Source organism: Streptomyces sp. NPDC085937, assembly GCF_044540535.1.
Lineage (GTDB): Bacteria > Actinomycetota > Actinomycetes > Streptomycetales > Streptomycetaceae > Streptomyces.
In genome coordinates, this window is record NZ_JBITSH010000006.1 from 38038 (window position 1) to 60617 (window position 22580).

General features: G+C 74.0%; 23 protein-coding genes. 14 read left to right on the forward strand and 9 right to left on the reverse strand.

The genetic code is table 11. From position 1 onward, the window contains the following. Positions 1 to 31 precede the first annotated feature (31 nt). The gene (locus ACIF8S_RS14720; RefSeq protein WP_349796840.1) at positions 32 to 481 is read right to left on the reverse strand and encodes a DUF6098 family protein; all 450 of its coding nucleotides are present in this window, start codon (positions 479 to 481) and stop codon (positions 32 to 34) included. Positions 482 to 617: 136 nt separating this feature from the next. Between ACIF8S_RS14720 and ACIF8S_RS14725 the strand changes: the two genes are divergently transcribed. After that, complete coding sequence (locus tag ACIF8S_RS14725; RefSeq protein ID WP_399999501.1) at positions 618 to 968, forward strand: DUF488 domain-containing protein; 351 nt, start codon at positions 618 to 620, stop codon at positions 966 to 968. Positions 969 to 1006: 38 nt separating this feature from the next. Here ACIF8S_RS14725 and ACIF8S_RS14730 read toward each other — a convergent pair whose 3' ends face one another. Beyond that, on the reverse strand, positions 1007 to 2680 hold the full coding sequence (locus ACIF8S_RS14730) for an FAD-binding dehydrogenase (protein WP_399999502.1): 1674 nt from the start codon (positions 2678 to 2680) through the stop codon (positions 1007 to 1009). 75 nt (positions 2681 to 2755) lie between these two features. Further along, positions 2756 to 3361, reverse strand: a complete 606-nt coding sequence (locus ACIF8S_RS14735) for a TetR/AcrR family transcriptional regulator (protein ID WP_399999503.1) — start codon at positions 3359 to 3361, stop codon at positions 2756 to 2758. Positions 3362 to 3513: 152 nt separating this feature from the next. On the opposite strand from ACIF8S_RS14735, the gene ACIF8S_RS14740 reads away from it, so the two are divergent. The 3 genes from ACIF8S_RS14740 to ACIF8S_RS14750 all read left to right on the forward strand — a co-directional run bounded on the left by ACIF8S_RS14740 (position 3514) and on the right by ACIF8S_RS14750 (position 6263). Next, positions 3514 to 4152 carry an alpha-ketoglutarate-dependent dioxygenase AlkB gene (locus tag ACIF8S_RS14740; protein ID WP_399999504.1) on the forward strand — a complete coding sequence of 213 codons (639 nt, stop codon included), beginning with the start codon at positions 3514 to 3516 and terminating at the stop codon, positions 4150 to 4152. An 84-nt stretch (positions 4153 to 4236) separates the two neighbouring features. Next, on the forward strand, positions 4237 to 4989 hold the full coding sequence (locus tag ACIF8S_RS14745) for an MBL fold metallo-hydrolase (protein WP_399999505.1): 753 nt from the start codon (positions 4237 to 4239) through the stop codon (positions 4987 to 4989). Positions 4990 to 5030: 41 nt separating this feature from the next. Next, entirely contained in the window at positions 5031 to 6263 is a 1233-nt protein-coding gene (locus ACIF8S_RS14750; RefSeq protein WP_399999507.1) for a DUF4032 domain-containing protein, read from the forward strand. Between the two features lie 19 nt (positions 6264 to 6282). Here ACIF8S_RS14750 and ACIF8S_RS14755 read toward each other — a convergent pair whose 3' ends face one another. Beyond that, positions 6283 to 7155 carry a universal stress protein gene (locus ACIF8S_RS14755; protein WP_399999508.1) on the reverse strand — a complete coding sequence of 291 codons (873 nt, stop codon included), beginning with the start codon at positions 7153 to 7155 and terminating at the stop codon, positions 6283 to 6285. 219 nt (positions 7156 to 7374) lie between these two features. Here ACIF8S_RS14755 and ACIF8S_RS14760 point away from each other — a divergent pair, with 219 nt between their 5' ends. The 7 genes from ACIF8S_RS14760 (at position 7375) to ACIF8S_RS14790 (ending at position 15890) form a co-directional block, all read left to right on the forward strand. Continuing rightward, entirely contained in the window at positions 7375 to 9051 is a 1677-nt protein-coding gene (locus ACIF8S_RS14760) for an FAD-dependent oxidoreductase (RefSeq protein ID WP_399999510.1), read from the forward strand. An 11-nt stretch (positions 9052 to 9062) separates the two neighbouring features. Next, a complete protein-coding gene (locus ACIF8S_RS14765; protein ID WP_399999810.1) occupies positions 9063 to 10517 on the forward strand; it encodes an ATP-binding protein in 1455 nt (484 codons plus the stop codon). Then, a complete protein-coding gene (locus ACIF8S_RS14770) occupies positions 10514 to 10867 on the forward strand; it encodes a UBP-type zinc finger domain-containing protein (protein WP_024885943.1) in 354 nt (117 codons plus the stop codon). Before ACIF8S_RS14765 ends, ACIF8S_RS14770 begins: the two co-directional genes overlap by 4 nt. A 120-nt stretch (positions 10868 to 10987) precedes the next feature. Further along, complete coding sequence (locus ACIF8S_RS14775; protein ID WP_399999511.1) at positions 10988 to 12364, forward strand: CAP domain-containing protein; 1377 nt, start codon at positions 10988 to 10990, stop codon at positions 12362 to 12364. Between the two features lie 85 nt (positions 12365 to 12449). Further along, positions 12450 to 13127 carry an AIM24 family protein gene (locus tag ACIF8S_RS14780; RefSeq protein ID WP_399999811.1) on the forward strand — a complete coding sequence of 226 codons (678 nt, stop codon included), beginning with the start codon at positions 12450 to 12452 and terminating at the stop codon, positions 13125 to 13127. An 81-nt stretch (positions 13128 to 13208) separates the two neighbouring features. Further along, positions 13209 to 14168: a threonine/serine dehydratase gene (locus tag ACIF8S_RS14785; protein WP_399999513.1), complete on the forward strand. Its 960-nt coding sequence runs from the start codon at positions 13209 to 13211 to the stop codon at positions 14166 to 14168. Positions 14169 to 14291: 123 nt separating this feature from the next. Next, entirely contained in the window at positions 14292 to 15890 is a 1599-nt protein-coding gene (locus tag ACIF8S_RS14790) for a serine/threonine protein kinase (protein WP_399999515.1), read from the forward strand. Here ACIF8S_RS14790 and ACIF8S_RS14795 read toward each other — a convergent pair. After that, the gene (locus ACIF8S_RS14795) at positions 15882 to 17330 is read right to left on the reverse strand and encodes a serine hydrolase domain-containing protein (protein WP_399999517.1); all 1449 of its coding nucleotides are present in this window, start codon (positions 17328 to 17330) and stop codon (positions 15882 to 15884) included. The two genes, ACIF8S_RS14790 and ACIF8S_RS14795, sit on opposite strands and share 9 nt — an antisense overlap. Before the next feature lie 72 nt (positions 17331 to 17402). On the opposite strand from ACIF8S_RS14795, the gene ACIF8S_RS14800 reads away from it, so the two are divergent. Together ACIF8S_RS14800 and ACIF8S_RS14805 are read left to right on the forward strand one after the other, a co-directional pair. Next, positions 17403 to 18374 (forward strand): LLM class F420-dependent oxidoreductase, encoded by a 972-nt coding sequence (locus ACIF8S_RS14800; RefSeq protein WP_399999519.1) that lies wholly within the window; start codon positions 17403 to 17405, stop codon positions 18372 to 18374. 103 nt (positions 18375 to 18477) lie between these two features. Beyond that, a complete protein-coding gene (locus tag ACIF8S_RS14805; RefSeq protein ID WP_399999520.1) occupies positions 18478 to 18903 on the forward strand; it encodes an SsgA family sporulation/cell division regulator in 426 nt (141 codons plus the stop codon). A 52-nt stretch (positions 18904 to 18955) separates the two neighbouring features. Here ACIF8S_RS14805 and ACIF8S_RS14810 read toward each other — a convergent pair whose 3' ends face one another. Continuing rightward, a complete protein-coding gene (locus ACIF8S_RS14810; protein WP_399999521.1) occupies positions 18956 to 19453 on the reverse strand; it encodes a DUF6328 family protein in 498 nt (165 codons plus the stop codon). A 132-nt stretch (positions 19454 to 19585) separates the two neighbouring features. On the opposite strand from ACIF8S_RS14810, the gene ACIF8S_RS14815 reads away from it, so the two are divergent. Beyond that, the gene (locus ACIF8S_RS14815; RefSeq protein ID WP_399999522.1) at positions 19586 to 19927 is read left to right on the forward strand and encodes a hypothetical protein; all 342 of its coding nucleotides are present in this window, start codon (positions 19586 to 19588) and stop codon (positions 19925 to 19927) included. A gap of 32 nt (positions 19928 to 19959) precedes the next feature. Here ACIF8S_RS14815 and ACIF8S_RS14820 read toward each other — a convergent pair whose 3' ends face one another. Genes ACIF8S_RS14820 through ACIF8S_RS14830 form a run of 3 tightly spaced genes read right to left on the reverse strand, consistent with a single transcriptional unit; the run spans position 19960 to position 22535 of the window. Beyond that, positions 19960 to 20943, reverse strand: coding sequence for an aldo/keto reductase (locus ACIF8S_RS14820; protein ID WP_399999524.1), 984 nt, complete (start codon positions 20941 to 20943; stop codon positions 19960 to 19962). A 59-nt stretch (positions 20944 to 21002) separates the two neighbouring features. Next, positions 21003 to 21710: a ribonuclease H gene (locus ACIF8S_RS14825; protein WP_399999527.1), complete on the reverse strand. Its 708-nt coding sequence runs from the start codon at positions 21708 to 21710 to the stop codon at positions 21003 to 21005. Positions 21711 to 21740: 30 nt separating this feature from the next. Further along, complete coding sequence (locus ACIF8S_RS14830; protein WP_399999529.1) at positions 21741 to 22535, reverse strand: VOC family protein; 795 nt, start codon at positions 22533 to 22535, stop codon at positions 21741 to 21743. Positions 22536 to 22580: the final 45 nt, after the last annotated feature.

A 22580-nucleotide genomic window follows, 5' to 3' on the forward strand; every position in this document is an offset into this window, starting at 1 on the left:
CGGCGCCGGTCCCGGGCTCCCCGCCCGGCGGTCAGCGGTTGACGCGGCGCAGTGGCCCCCAGGGATTCTCCTGGCGGGCCACTTCCGCGTGTGCCTCCTCGATGACGTCGTCCGCGATCCGGCACAGCGGTGTCACATCGGTGACCAGCGGCTCGTTGTCCGGACCGCGGCCCGCCTCGCGCCCCCTGAGCACCCAGGGCCGGATGCCGGCGCCCTTCTCCCGGGGCAGGTGCTCGTAGTCGTACAGCCGCCGTGCCACCCACAGGGCCGCCGGCCGGTCCCGCCACCACTCCTCCACGTCGAGCGGGTTGGCGGACAGGCCGGGCATGGCCACGCCCGTCAGGTCGTCGATGCTGGACACGGCGTGCAGGTCGATCGCCGGCCCCCGGGACCAGCGGACGTACAGACCGCGTTCGCGCTCCACCAGCGCGGTGAGCTCGGCGAGGGTGCCGACGACGGGCATGTCGTCCGTTGCCTCCATCCGTCACCTCCTGACCGTCACGAACCCCGGCGGACGTAGTACCCGGTCGGCGAGGGGGGAATCCGGCGCCCCACTCGTCGCGCCCCGCCCCGTGCGCCGCAGTAGGCTCGCGGCGACTTCGGCGGAAGGGGCCGTGATGAGTGTGCGCGTGCGGCGTGTGTACGAACCGCCCGAGCCCGGCGACGGGGTACGGGTCCTGGTCGACCGGTTGTGGCCGCGCGGTCTGGCGAAGGACGCGGCGCGGGTGGACGAGTGGCCGAAGGCGCTGACCCCCTCCACGGAGCTGCGCCGCTGGTACCACGCGGGTGAGGGCTCCTTCGAGGAGTTCCGCGAGCGTTACGAGGCGGAGCTGGCCGGCCCGGAGGCGGCCGAGGCGGTGCGGCGGGTGCGAGAGCTGGCCGGGAAGGGCCCGGTGACCCTGCTGACCGCGTCGAAGCAGCCGGAGCTCAGCCACGCCGAGGTGCTGGCGCGGCTGCTCCCGGACTGACGGGCCGGTCCCCGGCCGGCCCGCTTCCTCCGCCACCGCTACGCCGTCTGCGCGGCCGCCGCTCGTCCCGCCGCGCGGCCCGAGAAGAGGCAGCCGCCGAGGAAGGTGCCCTCCAGGGCGTTGTAGCCGTGGACGCCGCCACCGCCGAAGCCCGCCACCTCGCCGGCCGCGTAGAGCCCGTCGACCGGACTGCCGTCGGCGCCCAGCGCGCGGGAGTCCAGGTCGGTCTGGATGCCGCCGAGGGTCTTGCGGGTGAGGATGTGCAGCTTCACCCCGATCAGCGGGCCGGCCGCCGGGTCGAGGATGCGGTGCGGCGTGGCGACCCGGCCGAGACGGTCGCCGATGTAGCGGCGGGCGTTGCGGATGCCCTGGACCTGGGCGTCCTTGCTGTAGGAGTGGGCGATCTGCAGGTCGCGGGCCTCGATCTGGCGCCGCAGCAGGGCCGCGTCGAGCAGCGGTTCGTCGGTGAGGCCGTTCATCTTCGCGACCAGTTCCTCGACGGTCGCCGCGGTGACGAAGTCCGCGCCGTTGCGCAGGAAGGCGTCCACCGGTCCGGGGGCGCCCTTGCCGAAAACGCGTTCACGCAGGAAACGGGCCCGGTCCTTGGCGGTGATGTCGGGGTTCTGCTCGGAGCCGGAGAGGGCGAACTCCTTCTCGACGATCTTCTGGGTGAGGACGAACCAGGAGTGGTCGTGCCGGGCGATGTCCTCGGTGGTGCGCAGGTGCTTGAGCGTGCCCAGGGTGTCGTAGCCGGGCAGGCACGGCTCGGGCAGCCGGCGGCCGAGCGCGTCGAACCACATCGAGGACGGTCCGGGCAGGATGCGGATGCCGTGCCCCGGCCAGACCGGGTCCCAGTTCCGGATGCCCTCGGTGTAGTGCCACATGCGGTCCCGGTTGACCAGGCGCACGCCCGCGCGGGCGCTGATGTCGAGCATCCGCCCGTCGACGTAGGCGGGGACGCCGGTGACCATCTCGCGCGGCGGGGTGCCCAGCCGCTCCGGCCAGTACTTCCGGACGATGTCGTGGTCGGCGCCGATGCCGCCACTGGTGACGATCACGGCCTGGGCGGTGAGTTCGAACGCGCCGATCACCTCGCGGCTGGAGGCGACCCCGCGCGGCGCGTCGTCCTCGGCCAGCACCGTGCCGCGCACCCCGCGTGCGGCGCCGTCCTCGACGACCAGCTCGTCGACCCGGTGGCGGTGGTGGAAGGTGAGCAGTCCGTCACGCGCGGCCTCGCGGGCGTACCGCGTGAACGGGGCGACGACGCCGGTGCCGGTGCCCCAGGCGATGTGGAAGCGGGGCACGGAGTTGCCGTGGCCGCCGGCGCGCAGGTCACCGCGCTCGGCCCAGCCGACGGTGGGCAGGAAGGTGATGCCGTGGCCGTCCAGCCAGGACCGCTTCTCCCCGGCCGCCCACTCGACGTAGGCGCGCGCCCAGCGCCGGGCCCAGGAGTCCTCGTCGTCGAGCCGGTCGAAGGCGGCGCTGCCCTGCCAGTCGTTCCACGCCAGCTCGAAGGAGTCCTTGACGCCGAGGCGGCGCTGCTCCGGTGACCCGACCAGGAACAGCCCGCCGAACGACCAGTAGGCCTGGCCGCCGAGGTTCGCGGCGTTCTCCTGGTCGACCAGGGCGACCCTGCGGCCCTTGCTGGTCAGTTCGTGGGCCGCGACGAGGCCCGCGAGCCCCGCTCCGACGACGATGACGTCGGCGTCCATGGCGACCGTCCCTTCCTTGTCCGTCCGGGGGCTGTCGTCCGGAGGTGGTCGTCCGGAGGCTGTCGTCCGGAGACTTCATCCGGTGAGCAGTGCGGTGAGCAGTTGTCTCAGCCAGGCCCGGGCGCGCTCGACGTCCCGGTCCAGCAGCAGTTGGGTGGTGACGCCGTCGTACGCGGCGACCACGGCGTGCGCGGCGCCCTCGCTGTCGCCGAGCACGGCGGGCAGCGCGGTGTGGCCGCGGGCCCGCTCCAGCCGGTCGGCGACGGCCCGCCGCAGGCGCGCCCGGTGGTCCAGCAGGGTGTCCGCCACGCGGGGGTCGCGGGCGGCGTGCACCAGGAAGTCGGTCTTGACCAGCAGCCAGTCGCGGTCCAGCAGCAGGACCTCGGAGACCCGGTCGACGGCCGCGGCCACGTCGAGGTCCGGCCCGTCCAGGGCGAGGGCGCCGGCGACCTGCTCGGCGATCAGGTCGGCGCGCTCCGCGTAGAGGGCGAAGAACAGCTCGTCGAGGCCGGCGAAGTTGGAGTAGAAGGCCCCCCGGGTGTAGCCGGCGGCCTCGCAGATCTCCTCGATGGAGACGTGTCCGAAGCCCTTGGCGGCGAGAACCGTGAAGGCGGCGTCCAGCAGCCTGGCGCGGGTGCGCAGCCGGCGTCCGGTGACGCGCCCCGTCTCGCGCTCCGCCATGTGATCCCCTCCCCGTCCGATACGGGAACGTATCCGATACACCGATGTATCGAACAGCCCTCGGAGCCCGGAATCACGGGGCCGATCCGCGCCGGGACGGGGACCCCGGGCCGACATAGAACGTATTTTCGATTAAGGAGTACGCTGGTCCCATGAGCACGCACCACCTACCGGCGCTCCAGGGCTCCCTGTTCGACCAGGACGACGAGCTGCGGCTGGGCCCGCTCGACGGAGTGCGCCGCACCGAACTCGGCAGCGGCGCCTGGATCGACCTGCTCCCGGGCTGGCTGCACGGATCCGACGCGCTCTTCGACCACCTGGCCGCCGAGGCCCCCTGGCGGGCGGAACGGCGCCAGATGTACGACCAGGTCGTCTCCGTGCCACGGCTCCTCGCGTACTACGGCGCCGGCACCTCGCTCCCCCACCCGGTCCTCGCCGAGGCCCGCGACGCGCTGAGCGCCCACTACGCCGAGGAGCTGGGCGAGCCGTTCGCCACGGCCGGCCTCTGCTACTACCGCGACGGCCGGGACAGCGTCGCCTGGCACGGCGACCGGATCGGCCGGGGTGCCCGCGAGGACACCATGGTCGCCATCCTGTCCGTGGGCGCGCCCCGCGACCTGCTGCTGCGGCCCGTCGGCGGTGGCGGGACGGTGCGCCGTCCGCTCGGGCACGGTGACCTCGTCGTGATGGGCGGATCCTGCCAGCGCACCTGGGAACACTGCGTGCCGAAGAGCACGAAGGCGGCGGGTCCGCGCATCAGCGTCCAGTTCCGCCCGCGCGGGGTGAACTGACCCCACGCTCGGCCCCGCGCCCGCCCGTCGATCTGCTTTCCTGTGCTCGTCCAACCGGTATGCGGCGAAACACGCGAGGCGGTCATGAAGGCGACGGTGCGGCAGGTCGCGGACGGCACCTTCCTGGTGCACGGCACGAGCACGAACTGGGTGATCCTCACCGAGGGCGACGCCGTCACCCTGATCGACACCGGCTACCCGGGCGACCGCGAGGGGCTGCTCGGCTCACTCGCCGAGGTGGGCTCCTCGCCCGAGGCGGTGACGGCGGTGCTGATCACCCACGCGCACAACGACCACCTGGGGTCCGCCGAGTTCCTCGCCGCCGGCTACGGCACGCCCGTCCACACCCACCAGGACGAAGTCCCGCACGCCCGGCGGGACTTCCTGCACCAGGTGAGCGTGGCACGGGTGCTGAGCAACGGCTGGCGTCCCGGCGTGCTGCCGTGGGCAGCGCACGCCCTGCGCGCCGGCGGCACGGCACACGTGGCGGTCACCGCGCCCACGCCGTTCCCGGGACCCGGCACGGGACCGCTCGACCTGCCGGGCCGGCCCGTGCCCGTGCACACCCCTGGCCACACCACCGGGCACTGCGCGTTCCACCTCCCGCACGCCGGGGCGGTGGTGTCCGGAGACGCCCTGGTCAGCGGCCATCCCACCTCGCGCACCGAAGGGCCGCAGATGCTGCCGGACATGTTCCACCGCGAGCGCACCGCCGCCGTACGGTCGCTGGAGGTCCTGGCCGGTCTGGACGGAGATCTGCTGCTGCCCGGGCACGGCCCGCCGCACCGGGGGCCGGTGCGGGACGCCGCCCTCCTCGCCCGGGAACGCGCGCAATAGGCTGAGGTGACGATCACCCGCGAGACGAGGACACCGCCGCCATGGCACTGCAGATCAACGCCACCAACCCGGAGCACCCCGCGCTCCTGTTGGAACTGCCGTGGCACCTGCCGCTGGAGGAGTGGCCGGAGGAGTACCTGGTGCCGCTGCCGCGCGGCATCTCCCGGCACGTCGTGCGGTACGCGCGCGCCGGCGACGAGGTGGTCGCGGTGAAGGAACTGGCCCAGCGTCCGGCGCTGCGCGAGTACGAACTGCTGCGCGACCTGGACCGGATCGGCATCCCGGCGGTGGACCCGCTGGCCGTGGTCACCGGCCGCACCGACCCGGACGGCGAGCCGCTGGAGTGCGTGCTCATCACCCGGCACCTCGGCGGCTCGATGCCGTACCGGTCGATGTTCGAGACGACGCTGCGCCCGGCCACCATGCACCGGCTGATGGACGCGCTCGCCGTGCTGCTGGTGCGGCTGCACCTGGCCGGGTTCGCCTGGGGCGACTGCTCCCTGTCCAACACGCTGTTCCGGCGCGACGCGGGCGCCTACGCCGCCTACCTGGTGGACGCGGAGACCGGTGACCTGCACCCCGAACTCACCGTGGGGCAACGGGAGTACGACCTGGACCTGGCGCGGGTCAACATCAGCGGCGAGCTGCTGGACCTGGAGGCCTCCGGCGCGCTGCACCCTTCCGTCGACCCGATCGAGTTCGGCACCGAGATCTGCGCCCGCTACCAGGGCCTGTGGCAGGAGCTGACGCGCACCTCGGTCTACCCGGCCGGCAAGCACCACTACATCGAGCGCCGTATCCGCCGGCTGAACGACCTCGGGTTCGACGTGGCGGAGATGCAGATCGAGCACGCCTCCAACGGCGACTCGGTGACCTTCGTGCCCAAGGTCGTCGACGCCGGGCACCACCAGCGTCAGCTGCTGCGGCTGACCGGACTGGACACCGAGGAGAACCAGGCCCGCCGGCTGCTCAACGACCTGGAGAGCTGGATGGCCACCCAGGACGACTACGCCCCGGGCGACCCCCTCGGCGCCCGTCCGGAGGTCCTCGCGCACCGCTGGGTGCGCGAGGTGTTCCGGCCCACCGTCCGGTCCGTGCCGCCGGAGCTGCGCGGCTCGATGGACGCCGCGGAGATCTACCACGAGCTGCTGGAGCACCGCTGGTACCTGTCCGAGCGGGCCCAGCACGACATCGGTCTCGGCACCGCCGTCGAGGACTACATCCGCACCATCCTGCCGAAGGCCCGCGACACCCTGCGCCCGACGGACGACTGACCGGGGCGCACGGCGGGGATCAGGCGGGCGGCACGACCGCGACCGGGCAGTCCGCGTGATGCAGCACGCCTCCCGCCACGGAGCCGATCCGGGCGCCCACGGCGGAGCGGCGCGCCCGGCGGCCGACGACCATCAGCTGAGCCGTGCCCGACACCGACAGCAGGACCTGGCCGGCGCTGCCCATCTCCACGTGCTCCACGACGTGCACGTCCGGGTAGCGCTCCCGCCACGGCGCGAGCGCGGCCGCCAGATTCTTCCGCTCGAACGGCTCGAGACCGCCGGCCTCGTCGGCGAGCTGCAGCGAGCCGGGGCTGTAGGCGAACACCGGCGGCAGGGTCCAGGCCCGGACCGCGCGCACGGTGGCGCCGCGCCGGGCCGCGGTCTCGAAGGCGAAGCCGAGCGCGGCGGCGCCGTCCTCCGGGTCGCCCTCCTGCCCGACCACGATCTCGTGCCCGGCCACCTCGTCGGACGCCTTGTCGCCGGCCCGGACGAACACCACCGGGCGCGCCGCGTCGACGATCACCTGCTGGCCGACCGAACCCACCAGGAACCCCATGATCCGCCCGTGCCCGCGGGAACCGAGCACCAGCATCTCGGCGTCCGCGGCTGCGGCGGTGAGGGTCTCGACCGCCTCGCCCTCGAGGACGTCGGTGGTCACGGGCAGGTCGCCGTGCCGTTCACGGACCGCCCGGACCGCCTCTTCGGTCGCCTCGCGCACCCACCGCTCCTGGGCGGCCCTGTCGCCGGTGTCGACCGTGTCGTGCGCCTGGAACCGCCAGGCGTGGACCACCCTGAGCGGCAGTCGCCGGCGGGTCGCCTCCCTGGCCGCCCAGGCCAGCGCGGCGAGACTCTCCTCGGTGCCGTCGATCCCTGCCGTGATCGGGCGCGTCATGCCGTTCCTCCCGGTGTCGTGTTCTCGCGGTCCAGTCTTCCCTACGGCTCTCCCCTCCCCCGCACCGCGGTCACCGGTCGGCGGCCCTGTCCGGGGCGGGTTCGCGTACGCCCGCGCGCATCGCGGCGTCCGAACATACGATGGGCACGGGCCGGTGCGGTGGCCGCGAGGGGCTCTCGGTCCGCCGTCCCGGGGATCCGACCACGATGTGGGGGACGCATGGCACAGCCCGCCGATGCCGCCCGGAGCGTCATCATGACCGTGGACGACGACCCGGGCGTCTCCCGTGCCGTGGCCCGGGACCTCAGGCGGCGCTACGGGGAGTCGTACCGGATCGTGCGCGCCGAGTCCGGGGAGTCCGCGCTGGAGGCGCTGCGCGAACTGAAGCTGCGCGGCGACCTGGTCGCCGTGATCCTCGCCGACTACCGGATGCCGCGGATGAACGGCATCGAGTTCCTGGAGCGCGCCATGGACGTGCATCCAGGGGCGCGCCGGGTGCTGCTGACCGCGTACGCGGACACCGGCGCGGCGATCGACGCGATCAACGTCGTCGACCTGGACCACTACCTGCTGAAGCCGTGGGACCCGCCGGAGGAGAAGCTCTACCCGGTCGTGGACGACCTGCTGGAGGCCTGGCGGTCCAGCGACCACCGGCCGGTGCCCAGCACCAAGGTCATCGGCCACCGCTGGTCGGCTCGCTCCTCCGACGTGCGCGAGTTCCTGGCCCGCAACCAGGTGCCCTACCGCTGGTACTCCTCCGACGAGCCGGAGGGCCGGCGGCTGCTGGCCGCCGCGGACGAGGACGGGATGCGGCTGCCGGTGGTGATCACCCCGGACGGGGCGCCGCTGGTGGAGCCGGACCCCGCGGACCTCGCCGCCCACGTCGGCCTCGCGACGACCCCGACGGCCGACTTCTACGACCTGGTGGTGATCGGCGGCGGTCCGGCGGGCCTCGGCGCGGCCGTGTACGGGGCGTCGGAGGGGCTGCGGACGGTGCTGGTGGAGCGGTCGGCGACCGGCGGGCAGGCCGGGCAGAGCTCCCGTATCGAGAACTACCTCGGTTTCCCCGACGGGGTGTCGGGGGCCCAGCTCACCGACCGGGCGCGCCGGCAGGCCACCCGGTTCGGCGCGGAGATCCTCACCGCGCGGGAGGTGACGGGCCTGGAGGTGGGCGGCGGCGCCCGGGTCGTACGGTTCTCCGACGGCTCCGCTGTGGCCGCGCACAGCGTGATCCTGGCGACCGGGGTGTCGTACCGGCAGCTGGCGGCGCCGGGCTGCGAGGAGCTGGGCGGCTGCGGCGTGTACTACGGTTCCGCGCTGACCGAGGCGTCCGCCTGCCAGGGCCACGACGTGTACATCGTGGGCGGCGCCAACTCGGCCGGGCAGGCGGCCATGTACCTGTCCCGGTTCGCCAAGTCGGTGACGCTGCTGGTGCGCGGGCCGGACCTGTCGGCGTCGATGTCGTACTACCTGATCCAGCAGATCGGCCGGGCGCCGAACATCTCGGTGCGGTGCGGCACGGTCGTCGAGGAGGCGCACGGCGACGGGCACCTGGAGCGGCTGACGCTGCGGGACACCGCGAGCGGGCACACCGAGGCCGTCGACGCGCAGTGGCTGTTCGTGTTCATCGGCGCCGCCCCGCTGACCGACTGGCTGGACGGCACCGTGCTGCGCGACGAGCGGGGGTTCATCCTGGCCGGGCCCGACCTCACCGCCGACGGACGCCCGCCGGCCGGCTGGGAGCTGGACCGGCCGCCGTACCACCTGGAGACCAACGTCCCGGGCGTGTTCGTCGCGGGCGACGCGCGCGCGGAGTCCGCCAAGCGCGTCGCCTCCGCCGTAGGAGAGGGAGCCATGGCCGTGATGCTCGTCCACCGGTACCTGGAGCAGTCGTGACCGCGCGGTCGATGCCGTGTCTGCCGGACGAGATCGGCTCCCTGTTCCTGTTCGAGAAGCTGACCCCCGAGCAGCTGGGGCGGCTGTGCGACGCGGGCCGGGTGGAGCGGTACGAACCCGGCGCGGTCTACACCGAGGGCGACCCCGCCACCTGCTTCTACGTGCTGGTGGAGGGCAGCGTCGTGCTGTCCCGGCGGGTCGGCGGCGACGAGGTGGAGGTCACCCGCACCTCCCAGCGCGGGGTGTACGCGGGGGCCATGCAGGCCTACCTCGGGGACCGGGTGCCGCAGGTCTACAACAACTCCCTGCGCGTGACGGAGCCGACGCGGTTCTTCGTGCTGCCCGCGGACACGTTCGCGGAGATCATGCAGGAGTGGTTCCCGATGGCGGTGCACCTGCTGGAGGGGCTGTTCTTCGGGGTGAAGAGCACCCAGCAGGCCGTCGGTCAGCGGGAGCGGCTGCTGGCCCTCGGATCGCTGTCGGCGGGGCTGACCCACGAGCTCAACAACCCGGCCGCGGCGGCCGTGCGGGCCACGGCCTCGCTGCGCGAACGGGTGGCCAAGATGCGCCGCAAGCTGCGGATCATCTCCGAGGGCACCTTCGACCGGCAGACGCTGGCGGGCCTGATCGAGATCCAGGAGCGCACCGCCGAGCGGGTCGCCAAGGCACCGGTGCTCAGCCCGCTGGAGGCGGCCGACCGCGAGGACACGCTCTCCGACTGGCTGGACGACCACGGCATCACCGACGGCTGGCGGATCGCCCCGACGTTCGTGCAGGCCGGACTGGACGTGGACTGGCTGGAGCAGGTGGCCGCGGCCGTGGACGAGGAGCTGCTGCCCAGTGCGGTGGGCTGGCTGAGCTACACCGTCGAGACCGAGCTGCTGATGGACGAGATCCAGGACTCCGCGGGCCGCGTCTCGCACCTCGTGGACGCCGCCAAGCAGTACTCGCAGCTCGACCGCGCCCCCTTCCAGGTCGCCGACGTGCATGAACTCCTGGACAGCACGCTGCTGATGCTGTCGGGGAAGACGGGGAAGGGCATCCGCGTGGTGAAGGACTACGACCGGACCCTGCCCCGGGTCCCGGCCTACCCGGCGGAGCTGAACCAGGTGTGGACCAACCTCATCGACAACGCGGTCGCGGCGATGAACCACGCGGACGGGGGCGGCGGCACGGGGACGCTGACCGTGCGCACCGCGCGGTCGAACGACCGGCTGCTGGTGGAGTTCGGCGACACCGGCCCCGGCATCCCGCCGGAGATCCGCGACCGGGTCTTCGACCCGTTCTTCACCACCAAGCCCGTGGGCGAGGGCACCGGGCTGGGCCTGGACATCTCCTGGCGGATCGTGGTCAACAAGCACCACGGCAGCATCCGGTTCGACTCCGAGCCGGGCGACACCCGCTTCCAGGTGCTCCTCCCGCTCACCGCCCCCGCCTCCGACGTGACCCAGGAGGAGTCCGTATGACCACCGACCACGCCATCGATCCCAGCGTCCCGCCGTCGGGCGCGGGCTGCGCCGACTGCGAGACCGCGGGCGGCTGGTGGTTCCACCTGCGGCGCTGCGCGGAGTGCGGCCACGTCGGCTGCTGCGACAGCTCGCCGGGGCAGCACGCCACCGCGCACTTCCAGGCCACCGGGCATCCGGTGGTGAGCAGTTACGAACCGGGCGAGACCTGGTTCTGGAACTACGCCACCAACGAGCTGTACGAGTCGGGCCCGGCGCTCGCGCCGCCCGACAGCCACCCGGCCGACCAGCCGGCCCCCGGCCCCGCGGACCGGGTCCCCGCCGACTGGACGCGGGCCCTGCACCGCTGAACCGCCGGGCCCGCTCCGCCCGTTGCCCGTGGGAAGCCCGCGGGGAACCCGCGGGCGCCGCCCGTCGTTGTCCGGACACCCCCACACCGGTCCGCGGACGACGACAACCAGGGCGGTGCGATGAGCGAGTTGGTCCCCGGCGGCAACATCCAGCTCCCGGGCGGCGCGGTGACCGTCCGGGTGCCCGGGCCGTTCGACGTGTCCGCGCTGATCACGGACGACGGCCGGAAGGTCCGCGGCGACGGGGACTTCGTCTTCTACAACCAGCCGTCCGCGCCGGGCGCCCGGCTCGGCGGCGACACGCTCGTCGTCGACCCGTCGGCGCTGCGTCCCGGCGCCACCCGGGTCACGGTGGCCGTGAGCCCCGAGGAGCCCGGCACCCCGCTGAGCGCCCTGTCGGCGCCCGTGCTGGAGGTCAGTGGTCCCGGCGGGCGCTCCCTGGCCCGCTTCCGCCCGCCCCGTCCCGAGCGGGAGACGGTGCTGCTGCTCGCGGAGATCTACCGGCGCGGCGACGGGTGGAAGCTGCGCGCCCTCGGGCAGGGGTACGCCGACGGACTGGCCGGTCTGGCCCGGGACTTCGGCGTGGACGTGGAGGACGACGAGGGCGCCGTCTCCACCCGTACCGCCCCGGTCGTCACCGGCAGGGCGCCGGTCAGTCCCGGTACGGCTCCCGCCGTCCCGCGGACGCGTCCGGTCGCTCCGCCCCGTCCCGCCGCCCCGCCGTCCGCGGGGGACGACTTCCTCGCCCTGGTCAACTCGGCGCGGCGGTCCGCGGGTTCGCCGCCGGTGGCGCACGACGGGCGGCTGGCCGCGGCGGCCCGGGAGCACGCCCGCGCGATGGCGCGCGGCGGGCGCCTCGCGGTCGAGGGACCGGACGGCGTCTCCGTGCACCAGCGCGTGGTCTCCGCCGGGTACCCGTACCTCACCGTCGGGGAGCACCTGGTCTCCGGGCCGCTGTCCGTCGACCGGTTCGTCGGCCACTGCCTGCGCCACGAGGCGGCCCGCCGCACGGTGTGCGACCCGGCCTTCACCCATGCCGCGGTGGCCTCCTGCGAGGGGGCCGGGGACACCTACTGGACGGCGCTGTGGGCCCGTCCGCTCACCCCGGAGGGTCTGGACCGCACGGCGGCGGAGGTCGTCGAGCTCACCAACCGGGAGCGGACGCGGGCCGGGCTGCCGCCGCTGTCCCGTGACCCGCTGCTCACCACGGCCGCGCAGGCGCACAGCGCCGACATGGTGGCCCGGGACTTCTACGCGCACACCGCTCCGGACGGCGGCAGGCCCTGGGACCGGGCCGCGGCGGCGGGGTCCCGCTGCCGCACCGTCGGCGAGAACATCGCGTGCGGGCAGCGGTCGGCCGCCGAGGTGGTGCGCGGCTGGATGAACAGCCCGGGGCACCGGGCGAACATCCTCAAACCGGAGTTCACGCACCTCGGCGTCGGCTTCGCGGGCGGCGGCCGGGCGGGCACGTACTGGACGCAGCTCTTCGGGGGCTGAGCGCGCGGGCGGATCCGGCGCCGTGTCGTACGCGCCGCGTCCCGGTTCTGGCCGGGGCGCGGGGAGCCGGGCGAGGATGGCCCTCATGAAGGGTGACCTCTTTTCCAGTGAGCACATGGTGCGGCCGGCCACGGCCCCGGGCATGACGGTGGAGAACGCCAAGTGCCTGCGCTACACCGTCGACGGCGAGATGATCGCCCGCCAGGGCGCGATGGTCGCCTTCCGCGGCGACCTGCAGTTCGAGCGCAAGGGCCAGGGCGTGGGCGGGATGCTCAAGCGCGCGGTGACCGGCGAGGGGCTGCCGCTGATGGCGGTGCGCGGGCAGGGCGAGGCCTGGTTCGCGCACGAGGCGCAGAACTGCTTCGTCGTCGAGGTCGACCCCGGTGACGAGTTCACCGTCAACGGCCGCAACGTCCTGTGCTTCGACGCCACGCTCTCCTACCGCATCTCCACCGTGAAGGGGGCGGGCATCACCGGCGGCGGCCTGTTCAACAGCGTCTTCACCGGGCACGGCCGGCTGGGGCTGGTCTGCGAGGGCAGCCCGCTGGTGATCCCGGTGACGCCGCAGAGCCCGGTGTACGTGGACACGGACGCGATCGTCGGCTGGACCGCGGGCCTGTCCACCTCGCTGCACCGCTCGCAGTCGCTGGGCTCGATGCTGCGCGGCGGCTCGGGCGAGGCCGTCCAGCTGGTGCTGCAGGGCCAGGGTCACGTCGTGGTCCGCCCCAGCGAGGCGCCGCCGCACAAAGCCCAGCAGCGCTGACCTCGTTGACCTCGGCCGCCCGCCGGGGTGAGGCTGGGGCACGGCGCGGATCACGCCCCCCGCGCCGGAGAGGTGACAGTCGTGATCGAGATCGCCGACATCGAGGCCGCGGCCGAGCGGATCGCCGGGCACGTGGTGCGGACCCCGACCGTGCCGAGCCCCGGGCTCTCGGCGCTGCTCGGTGCGCCGGTGACGGCGAAGCTGGAGCTGCTCCAGCGGACCGGGTCGTTCAAGGTGCGCGGTGCGGCGGCCAAGCTGCTGGCGCTGAGCGAGGCGGAGCGGGCCGCCGGTGTGGTCGCGGTGAGCGGCGGCAACCACGGCATCGCGCTGGCCGTGACGGCCGCCGCCCTCGACGTGAAGGCGACCGTGGTGATGCCGCGTTCGGCGCCCGTGCGGGCGGTGGAGATCGCGCAGGCCGCGGGCGCCTCGGTGCGGGTGACGGACGACATGGACGGTGCCTTCGCCCTCACCGCCGAGCTGCGGCGCGACGGCCTGACCCTGGTCCACCCCTTCGACGACCCGGAGGTGGTCGCCGGTCAGGGCACCGTGGGGCTGGAGTTCGCCGAGGACGCCGGTGAGCTGACCGACGTGCTGGTCAGCATCGGCGGCGGAGGTCTGATCGCGGGGGTCGCGGCGGCGCTGCGGGCCCGGCGGCCCGGGGTGCGGGTGTGGGGCGTGGAGACCGAGGGGGCGCAGGCGATGTCCGAGGCGCTCAGGGCGGGCGGCCCGGTGCCGGTCGCGCTGACGTCGATCGTCTCCACCCTCAGCGCGCCGTCCGTGTCGCGGCTGACGTACGACCATGTCGCGGAGCTGGTCACGGACGTGCTGGTGGTGCCGGACCGGGACGCCGTGCGGGGCTCGCTGGACCTCGCGGACCACGCCAAGGTGTGGGCGGAGCCGGCCGCGGGCTGTCTGCTGCCCGCCGCGCGGCAGGTCCTGGAGCGGGCCGGCGAGGGGGCCCGACTGGGGCTCGTGGTGTGCGGCGGCAACGCCACCACGGCCGACATGACGGCCTGGACGGACCGCTTCTCGCTGCGCTGAGCCCGGCGCCGCTGCCGGCCCGCGTTCGGCGCCGGCACCGGCACCGGTCCCGGCGTTGAACGCACCGGCCCCCTCCCCGCGTATCAGTGGGGACGGGAGTCAGCGGTTCGACGAGGGATCACCATGGGCTGGGCGCACGCCTCCACCGATCGGCCGGTCGCCGGCCGCTACCGGCTGGTCGAGATCACGCATCGCGAGACCAACCGCGTCAGCTGGTACGCCGACGACCTGGAGACCGGCCGGCCGTGCCTGGCCACCCGGACCGACCTGCCGGCGGACGCCGCGGAGGGCGCCCGACGGGCGCCCGCGCGGATCCTGCGGGCCAACGAGAACGTGGCCCGGCTGTGCCCGGGCCGGATCGCCGAGGTCGTCGACGCGGTCGCCGACGGCGGCGGGCTGTGGACCGTCACCGCCTGGGTCGACGGCACGCCGCTCGACGAGGTGCTGCTCCAGCAGGGCACGTTCGCCCCGGTGCGGGCGGCGGGCGTCGCGCTGGACCTGCTGGACGTGCTGGACGCCGCGCACGCGCAGGCCGTCACGCACGGCGAGCTCAGCCCCGGCCAGCTGTTCCTGCCCGAGTCCGGTCCGGTGGTGGTCGGCGGCTACGGCCTGGCCGGCACGACGTCGGCCCCCCGGCTCACGGCACCGTCGTACGCGGCGCCGGAGCAGGCCCGCGACGAGCGGCTCGGTCCCGCCGCGGACCTGTGGGCGCTGGGCGCCATCCTCTACACGATGCTGGAGGGCCGCCCCCCGTTCCGGGACCGGGGCAGGGTCGCGGCCACGCTGAAGGGGGTGGACCGGCTGCCGCTACGCCCGCCGATGCGCTGTGGGCCGCTCACCCCGGTCGTCACAGGACTGCTCCGCAAGGAGGCCCGGGAGCGGCCGAACCGGCAGGTGGTCCGGGAGGCGCTCACCCGGGTGCTGCGCGACGGCCCCGGCGGTGTGCGCGCGCCGTGCGCGCGGACGGCGTTCGGGGCCGCGTGGCGCCGTACGGGACGGGGACGGGGGCGCGGTGCCGTGCTCACCGGTACCGCCCTGGCCGTGGTGGCGGTGACGGCCGCCGCGGTCGCCATGGCGCGAGGGCTGCCCGGCGACGACCGCGCCGCCGGCACCCCGACGTCCCCGGCGACCGCGGCCACCGGTGCCGCCTCCCCCGCACCGGCCCCGACCGGCGCCCTCTCACCCGCGCCCTCCGGTGCCGTCTCCCCGGGCCCGTCCCGCACCGCCGCGCCGTCCCCGTCGGGCACGGGCGCCCTCCCCGCCGGCTACCGGACCTACCGGGCGCCTGAGGGCTTCTCCCTGGCGCTGCCCGCGGGCTGGGAGCGGCAGCACACCTCGCGCGCCACCCGGTTGTCCTACCGCGTCACCTTCGGCGCCGACGACGACCCGCGCACCCTGGCCGTCACCTACAGCGAGCGGGTGGGTCCGGACCCGGTCGCCGTCTGGCGGGACACCGTGGAGCCGGGGCTCGTCGGGACCGGCTCCTACCGGCGGATCGGCGGCATCCGGCCGACGACGTACCTAGGGCGCGAGGCCGCCGACATGGAGTGGCTGGCGGCGGAAGGCGGTACCCGGGTGCGCACCTTCGGCCGGGGGCTCCTGCTGGGCGACGGCCGGGGTTTCTCGCTGCGCTGGACCACCCCGGCCGCCGACTGGACCCGGCCCGACAGCCGGGAGGCGCTGCGGACGGTCCTGCGGACCTTCCGGACCGGCTCAGCGTGAGCCGCGCGGTGCGCGCAGCGCGCGCAGCGGCCAGGGCACCAGAGGGCGGGTGAGCCAGTGCGCCCGGAACGTGCGGTCGGCGAGGGAGCAGGTGACGCGCAGCCGGTGCGGCGTCTCCAGGAAGGAGACGTCCACGGTGAGGGTGTCCGGGTCGGTCCAGCCGCCGCTCACGGCGGCCGGCTGGGGCCCCTCGGTGACGGTCCAGCCAGGACCGGCCAGGCGCGCCTCGAACCGGTGGCCGTCCTCGGTGAGGGTCAGCGTCCAGCCGCCGTCGGCGCCGGCCGTGAGCCCGGCGGCGGTCAGCTTCGGCTGCTCGGCGCAGAGCCCGCCGTCCGGGGTGAACTCGGCGCCGGACCAGCCCTCGGCCGGCGCGGCCGGCGCGGGGGCGCCCGGCGCCGGCGGCAGGGCGAGCCCGTCCAGGCGCTCGCGCAGCGCGGCGTCGGCGGCCTCCCGCCCGGTGAGCGGGGCCGGGCCGAAGGCGGGCAGCAGGTGTTCCCACACCAGTTCCAGGTAGCGCTGCATCCGCTCGGTGGCCGTCGTCGCGGCGATCACCACGTCGTGCTCGGGCAGCACCAGGCAGTACTGGCCGTAGGCGCCGTCGCCGCGGAAGCCGTGGCGGCCCCGCCAGAACTGGTAGCCGTAGCCCTGGTCCCAGTCCGGGCGGTCGTCCCCGCCCATGGCACCGGCGGTGTCGATGTGCGGGCGCGTCGCGCGGGCGACCCATCCCTCGGGCAGCAGCCGCTCGCCCTCCCAGACGCCGTCGTTCAGGTAGAGCAGGCCGAGGCGGGCTATCGCGTCGGTGGTGGTGTGCAGTCCGGCGAAGCCGATGTCGCGTCCGGTGCGGTCCCGCGACCACAGCGCCTCGCCGATGCCGAGCGGGTCGAACAGCCGGGGCCGCAGGTAGTCCGCCATCGTCTGCCCGGTGACCCGCTGCACGATCGCGCCGAGGGTGTAGGTGCAGGGCTGGTTGTAGGTGAAGAGGGTGCCGGGGTCGCGCTGCGGCGGCTGGAGCAGGAAGCCGCGCACCGGTTCGGCCGGGTCGGTGCCGAACGCCTCGTCGACGGTCTCGTGGTCGTGCCCGCTGGCCATGGAGGCCACGTGGCGCACCAGCATGGCCCGGCTGCGCGGGTCGGTGATGTCCGCCTCGAACTCCGGGAAGTACGACAGCACCGGGGCGTCGAAGTCGATCAGCCCTTCCGCCTCGGCGAGCCCGGCGGCGGTCGAGGTGAAGCTCTTGCTGAGCGAGTACAGCAGGTGCGGCCGCTCGGCGGTGTAGGGCGCCCACCAGCCGGAGGCCACGACCTTCCCGTGCCGCAGGATCATCAGTCCGTGCGGCTCGATGTCCGGGTCGGCCTCGACGGCGTCGAGGAAGGCGTGGACACCGGAGGCGTCGACGCCCTGGGTCGCGGGGGCGGCGGTGGGGAGGGCTCGGTGGGTCATGGGGGCATCCTGCCCGGGTCACCGCCGGGTGATCCACCGTTTTCGCCGGTCGCGGTGGGGGACCCGGACACCATGGTGCGAATCGGATACACGATGATGACCGAGCAGGCCGGGCCGCGTGAACTCGTGGAGCACGTGGTGCGCGCCGAGGAGGCCGGCTTCGACTTCTCGGTGACCTCGGACCACTACTTCCCGTGGCTGGCCGAGCAGGGGCACTCGCCGTACGCGTGGAGCGTCCTGGGCGCGGCGGCGCAGGCCACCTCGCGGATCCCGCTGATGACGTACGTGACGTGTCCGACGAAGCGCTACCACCCGGCGGTCGTGGCGCAGAAGGCGGCGACGATGCAACTGCTGTCCGGGGGCCGGTTCCGGCTGGGACTGGGCTCCGGAGAGAACCTCAACGAGCATGTGGTGGGCGGCGGCTGGCCGCCGGTGGACGTGCGCCACGAGATGCTCGAGGAAGCGGTGGAGATCATCCGCGCGCTGTTCGAGGGCGGCCACGTGAACTACCGGGGCGAGCACTTCGACGTGGAGTCGGCCAAGCTGTGGGACCTGCCGGACCAGCCGCCGCCGATCGGGATCGCGGTGTCGGGCAGGCGGTCGTGCGCGCTCGCGGGGCACCTCGCCGACCTGGTGATCGCCACCGAGCCGAAGCCGAAGCTGCTGGAACTGTTCGACGAGCACGGCGGCGAGGGAAAGCCGCGGGTGGGGCAGCTGCCGGTGAGCTACGACCCGGACCGGGACACGGCCGTGGAGCGCGCGCACGCCCAGTTCCGCTGGTTCGGCAACGGCTGGAAGGTGAACTCCGAGCTGCCGCACCCGGACTCCTTCGCCTCGGCGACCCAGTTCGTACGGACCGACGACGTCGCCGCGTCCATTCCGTGCGGCAGCGACCCGGAGGACTTCGTCGAAGCCGTCCGCCCGTACGCCGAGGCCGGTTTCACCGAGATCGCCCTGGTCCAGATCGGCGGCGAGTCGCAGCCGGCGTTCCTGGACTGGTCGGAGAAGACCCTGCTGCCGGCGCTCCGGGAGGCCTTCGCCTGACCCTCCGTCCCGGGCCGGTGACAGATTCACCCGGAGAGCTGAGCATCTTGCGCGGAACCGGGGTACTAGAGGGCTCTACGTCGGTACGTCCCGGAGGCACCTCGTGAACTCGTTCGTGCACAGAACCCTGGTGGTGGAGCTCCAGGCGGGCGACACGGAACGCTTTCCCGTGCTCGCCCACCTGAGCTACGACCCGTCGGACCCGTTCGCCGTCACCGTCGTCTTCAGTCTCGACGGGCGGATCCTGGCGCGCTGGCAGCTGGACCGGGAGATGGTCACCGACGGCCTGACCCGGCCGGTCGGCATCGGGGACGTACGGCTGCGCCCGCAGGCCCGCGGGGTGGGGCGGGAGCTGCGGATGGAGTTCCTGGGCGAGGCGCGCGCCGACGGCGGCCGGCACCACGCGGTGGTGTTCGCCTGGGCGGAGGCGGTCGGGGAGTTCCTGCACGAGACCCACCGGATGGTGCCGCCGGGGTGCGAGGAGGTGCGCGTGGACGACTTCCTCGCGGACGTCCTGGCGGGGAGCTGAACGGCCTCACCGCGGCAGCCGGGTGAAGTGACGCGCGCCCCGCTCCCCCGCGTCAGCGGGTCGTGTGGCGGTAGCGGGCCCACATCGGCAGGCCGAACCAGCACAGCAGGTACCAGCAGACCACCCCGGCCACGAGGTACGGGACGAAGTCGTCGTGGGTGGCCACGCGCAGGATCAGCAGCAGCGACGAACTGGTGGTGACCAGCAGGAGCGCCAGCCCGAGCAGGGTGAGCCGGGAGGCCCACTGCACGGCCTGCGGTTTGATGCGCCGTCCGCTGACGAGCCGGTGCAGCGACACCGGGCCGATCAGCGCCCCGGTCGCACAGGCGCCCAGGACCACCGTGACGATGTAGATGGTCTTGTCGGTTCCGGACAGGTCCTCGTACGTCGGGGTGAACACGACCGTCAGAAGGAAGCCGAACAGGATCTGCACGCCCATCTGGGCGACGCGGACCTCCTGGATGAGCTCGGTCCACATCCGGTCCGCTCTCTCGTCCTCCGACTCGTTCCGCCCCCGGCGCCTGGTGTCGCCCTGCTCCGCGTCCGGCACGGTGCCTCCTTCGGGTAGGTCTCCCCTCCCCGGTTTCCCCGAAAAGGGGGCGTCCTCCCACCGCCGGTTTGGCGGCGCGGGGCACGGTTACACGGTCGGCGACACGACCCAGGCCCGAGGAAAGTGGGACACATGTCGGACACCCAGCTCACCGTGACACTCAGCGGCGGGGACACCGAGGACGCCCGGGCGGTCGTCGGGGCGCTGGAAGGCACCTTCGGACCGCCGCAGGAGCGGCCCTCCGACACGGACGCGACGGTCCGTATGGCGACGTTCGCCGGGGAGGGGCAGGGGGATGCCTCCGGGCCGACGGACACCAGGCCCCTGTCGGAGCCGGTGACCGTCACCGTGCAGGGCAGCCCGGAGGCGGTGCGCCGGGCGAGCGACACGCTGTCGCGGTCCTTCACGACCCGCGACGAGGGCGCCGTCGCCGGCGACCAGGAGCAGGAGCGTCAGCTACTCCTCGAATCCTGAGCAGCCGCTCCCGCGGGTGGTGACCCGTTCCCCTACCAGCGGCCCTCGACCTGCTCGCGGATCCGCCGGTCGTACAGGTCGGCGATCGCGGTGAGGGTCGCGTCGGACAGCTCCGGCAGCCGGGCCGCCGCCGCGTTGGCGCGGGCCTGCTCGGGCGAGCGGGCGCCCGGGATGACGGTGGTCACGCCGGGCTGCTGGACGATCCAGCGCAGCGCCAGCTGGGCCGGCGTGTACCCCTCGGGGGCCAGCGCCGAGAACTCGGCGGCCGCCTCGACACCGGTCGCGTAGTCCACGCCGGAGAAGGTCTCCCCCTGGTCGAAGGCCTCGCCGTGCCGGTTGAACGAGCGGTGGTCGTTCTCCGCGAAGACGGTGTCCTTGGTGTACTTGCCGGACAGCAGACCCGAGGCGAGCGGGACCCGGGCGATGATGCCGACGCCCGCCTCCCGTGCGGCGGGGAGCACCTCACGCAGCGGCTTCATGCGGAACGGGTTGAGGATGATCTGCACGCCGGCCACGTTCGGCCGGGCGATGGCGGTCAGGGCCTCGGCGCTGGTCTCCACGCTCACGCCGTAGGCGGCGATCCGCTCCTCCTCGACGAGCGTGTCGAGGGCGTCGAAGACCTCGTCGGTGGAGTAGACGGGCGTGGGCGGGCAGTGCAGCTGCACCAGGTCGATGCGGTCGACGCCCAGGTTGCGCCGGGAGCGGTCGTTCCAGGCGCGGAAGTTGTCCAGGACGTAGTTCTCCGGGATCTGGTCGACGCGGCGGCCCATCTTGGTGGCGACCAGCACGTGCAGGTCGGGCCGCCCGCTGAGGAACGACGCGATGGTCTGCTCGCTGCGCCCGTCGCCGTAGACGTCGGCCGTGTCGAAGAAGGTGACGCCCGACTCGGCGGCGGCCTCCAGCACCGCGAGGGCTTCCTTGTCGTCGACGTCTCCCCAGTCGGCCCCGAGTTGCCATGTGCCGAGACCGATCACCGAGGCGTGCTGTCCGGACCTGTCGAAAGTGCGCTCTTCCATGGCGGTCAGTCTGTCATCCGCTCCGGTCCGGCGACCGGCGGCTCCCCCGTTCGGGCCGCTCAGGCGGTCACGGCCGTCCGGCACTCGGGGTGGCCCCAGCCCTTGTCGTTCTTGGCGATGGGCTCACCGGCCGCGTACGTCCGTCCGCACGGGCAGCGACCGGCGAACTTCGCCTTGATGGTGCGCGCCGAGGACCCGCCGGAGCGCCGGGACGTCTTGGCGCCGCCGGAGGCGCGGCGGGCCGTGGCGCCCGCCGGGCGCGGGGCGGACGGCGGTGGCTCGGGGGAGCCCTGCGCGCTGCCGGCGTCCTGCTGGGCGGAGGCCGCCTGGCTGGCGGCGCGGTCGGCGAAGTCGTTGAGCCGGTCGCCGTCGACCTGGTGGGCGGGGACGTAGCGGAACTCCACCGGGCGGTCCTGGAGCAGCCCGTCGATGCGGACCACGAGTTCCTGGTTGGCGACCGGCTTGCCGGCCGCGGTGCGCCAGCCGTTGCGTTTCCAGCCGGGCAGCCAGGTGGTGACGGCCTTCATGGCGTACTGCGAGTCCATCCGGACCTCCAGCGGCACGCCGGGGTCGGTGGCGGCCAGCAGCCGCTCCAGGGCGGTGAGTTCGGCGACGTTGTTGGTGGCGGTGCCGAGCGCGCCGGCCTCCCAGCGCTCCGGTGTCCCGGAGGAGTCGGCGACCACCCAGGCCCAGCCGGCGGGCCCGGGATTTCCCTTCGAGGCCCCGTCGCACGCGGCCACCACACGTTCACCCATGCGCCCGATCATGCCACGGCCGCCAGGGTGCCCCGGTCCCGCTCAGCCGACGTCGGTGGTCTTCGGCACCTCCCCCGTCGTCGTGGTGATGTCGAGCACCGAGAAGTTCGCGCCCTGCGGGTCGCTGATCGCCGCGAACCGCCCGAAGGGCGTGTCCATCGGCCCGAACCGCAGCACACCGCCGCGCGCGGTCGCCCGGGCGACCGCCTCGTCGCAGTCGGCGACGGTGAAGTAGACGTTGATGTACGGCGGCACCTCGGGCGGGAAGTCGTCGGTCATCCGCATCCGGCCGAGGACGCTGCGCTCCCCCAGGTCGTAGACGCGGAAGTCCGTCTCGCCCTCCAGCTGCTTGGCGCGGTAGGAGAAGACGGCCGGGAAGAACGCGTCGGCCTTCTCCGGTTCGCGGGTGAAGACCTCGGCCCAGCAGTACGCGCCCGGTTCGGCGACCGCCTGGAAGCCCTCGTGGGTGCCGGGCTGCCACACGCCGAACACGACCCCGCCGGGGTCGCGGGCCAGACACATCGTGCCGTAGTCACCGACCTGCATGGGGTCCATGAGCAGTTCTCCGCCGTTGTCCCGGATCCGGGCGGCGGTGGCGGAGGCGTCCCGGGCGGCGAAGTACAGGCACCACTGCGAGGTGCCCTCCTGCCCGGGCATGGGCGGTACGACGGCGGCCACCGCCTTGCCGTCGGCGTACGCCTGGGTGTAGTTCCCCTGCTCGGGCGACGTCTCGCCGAACGTCCAGCCGAGGACGTCGCCGTAGAAGTCCTTGGCCGCGTCGAGGTCCTCGAACATCGCGTCGGCCCAGCACGGTGTTCCTTCGGGTGGTACGGCCATGGCTGCGGCCCTCCGCGTCGACGGTCCGGTCGTCTCCTCACGCTA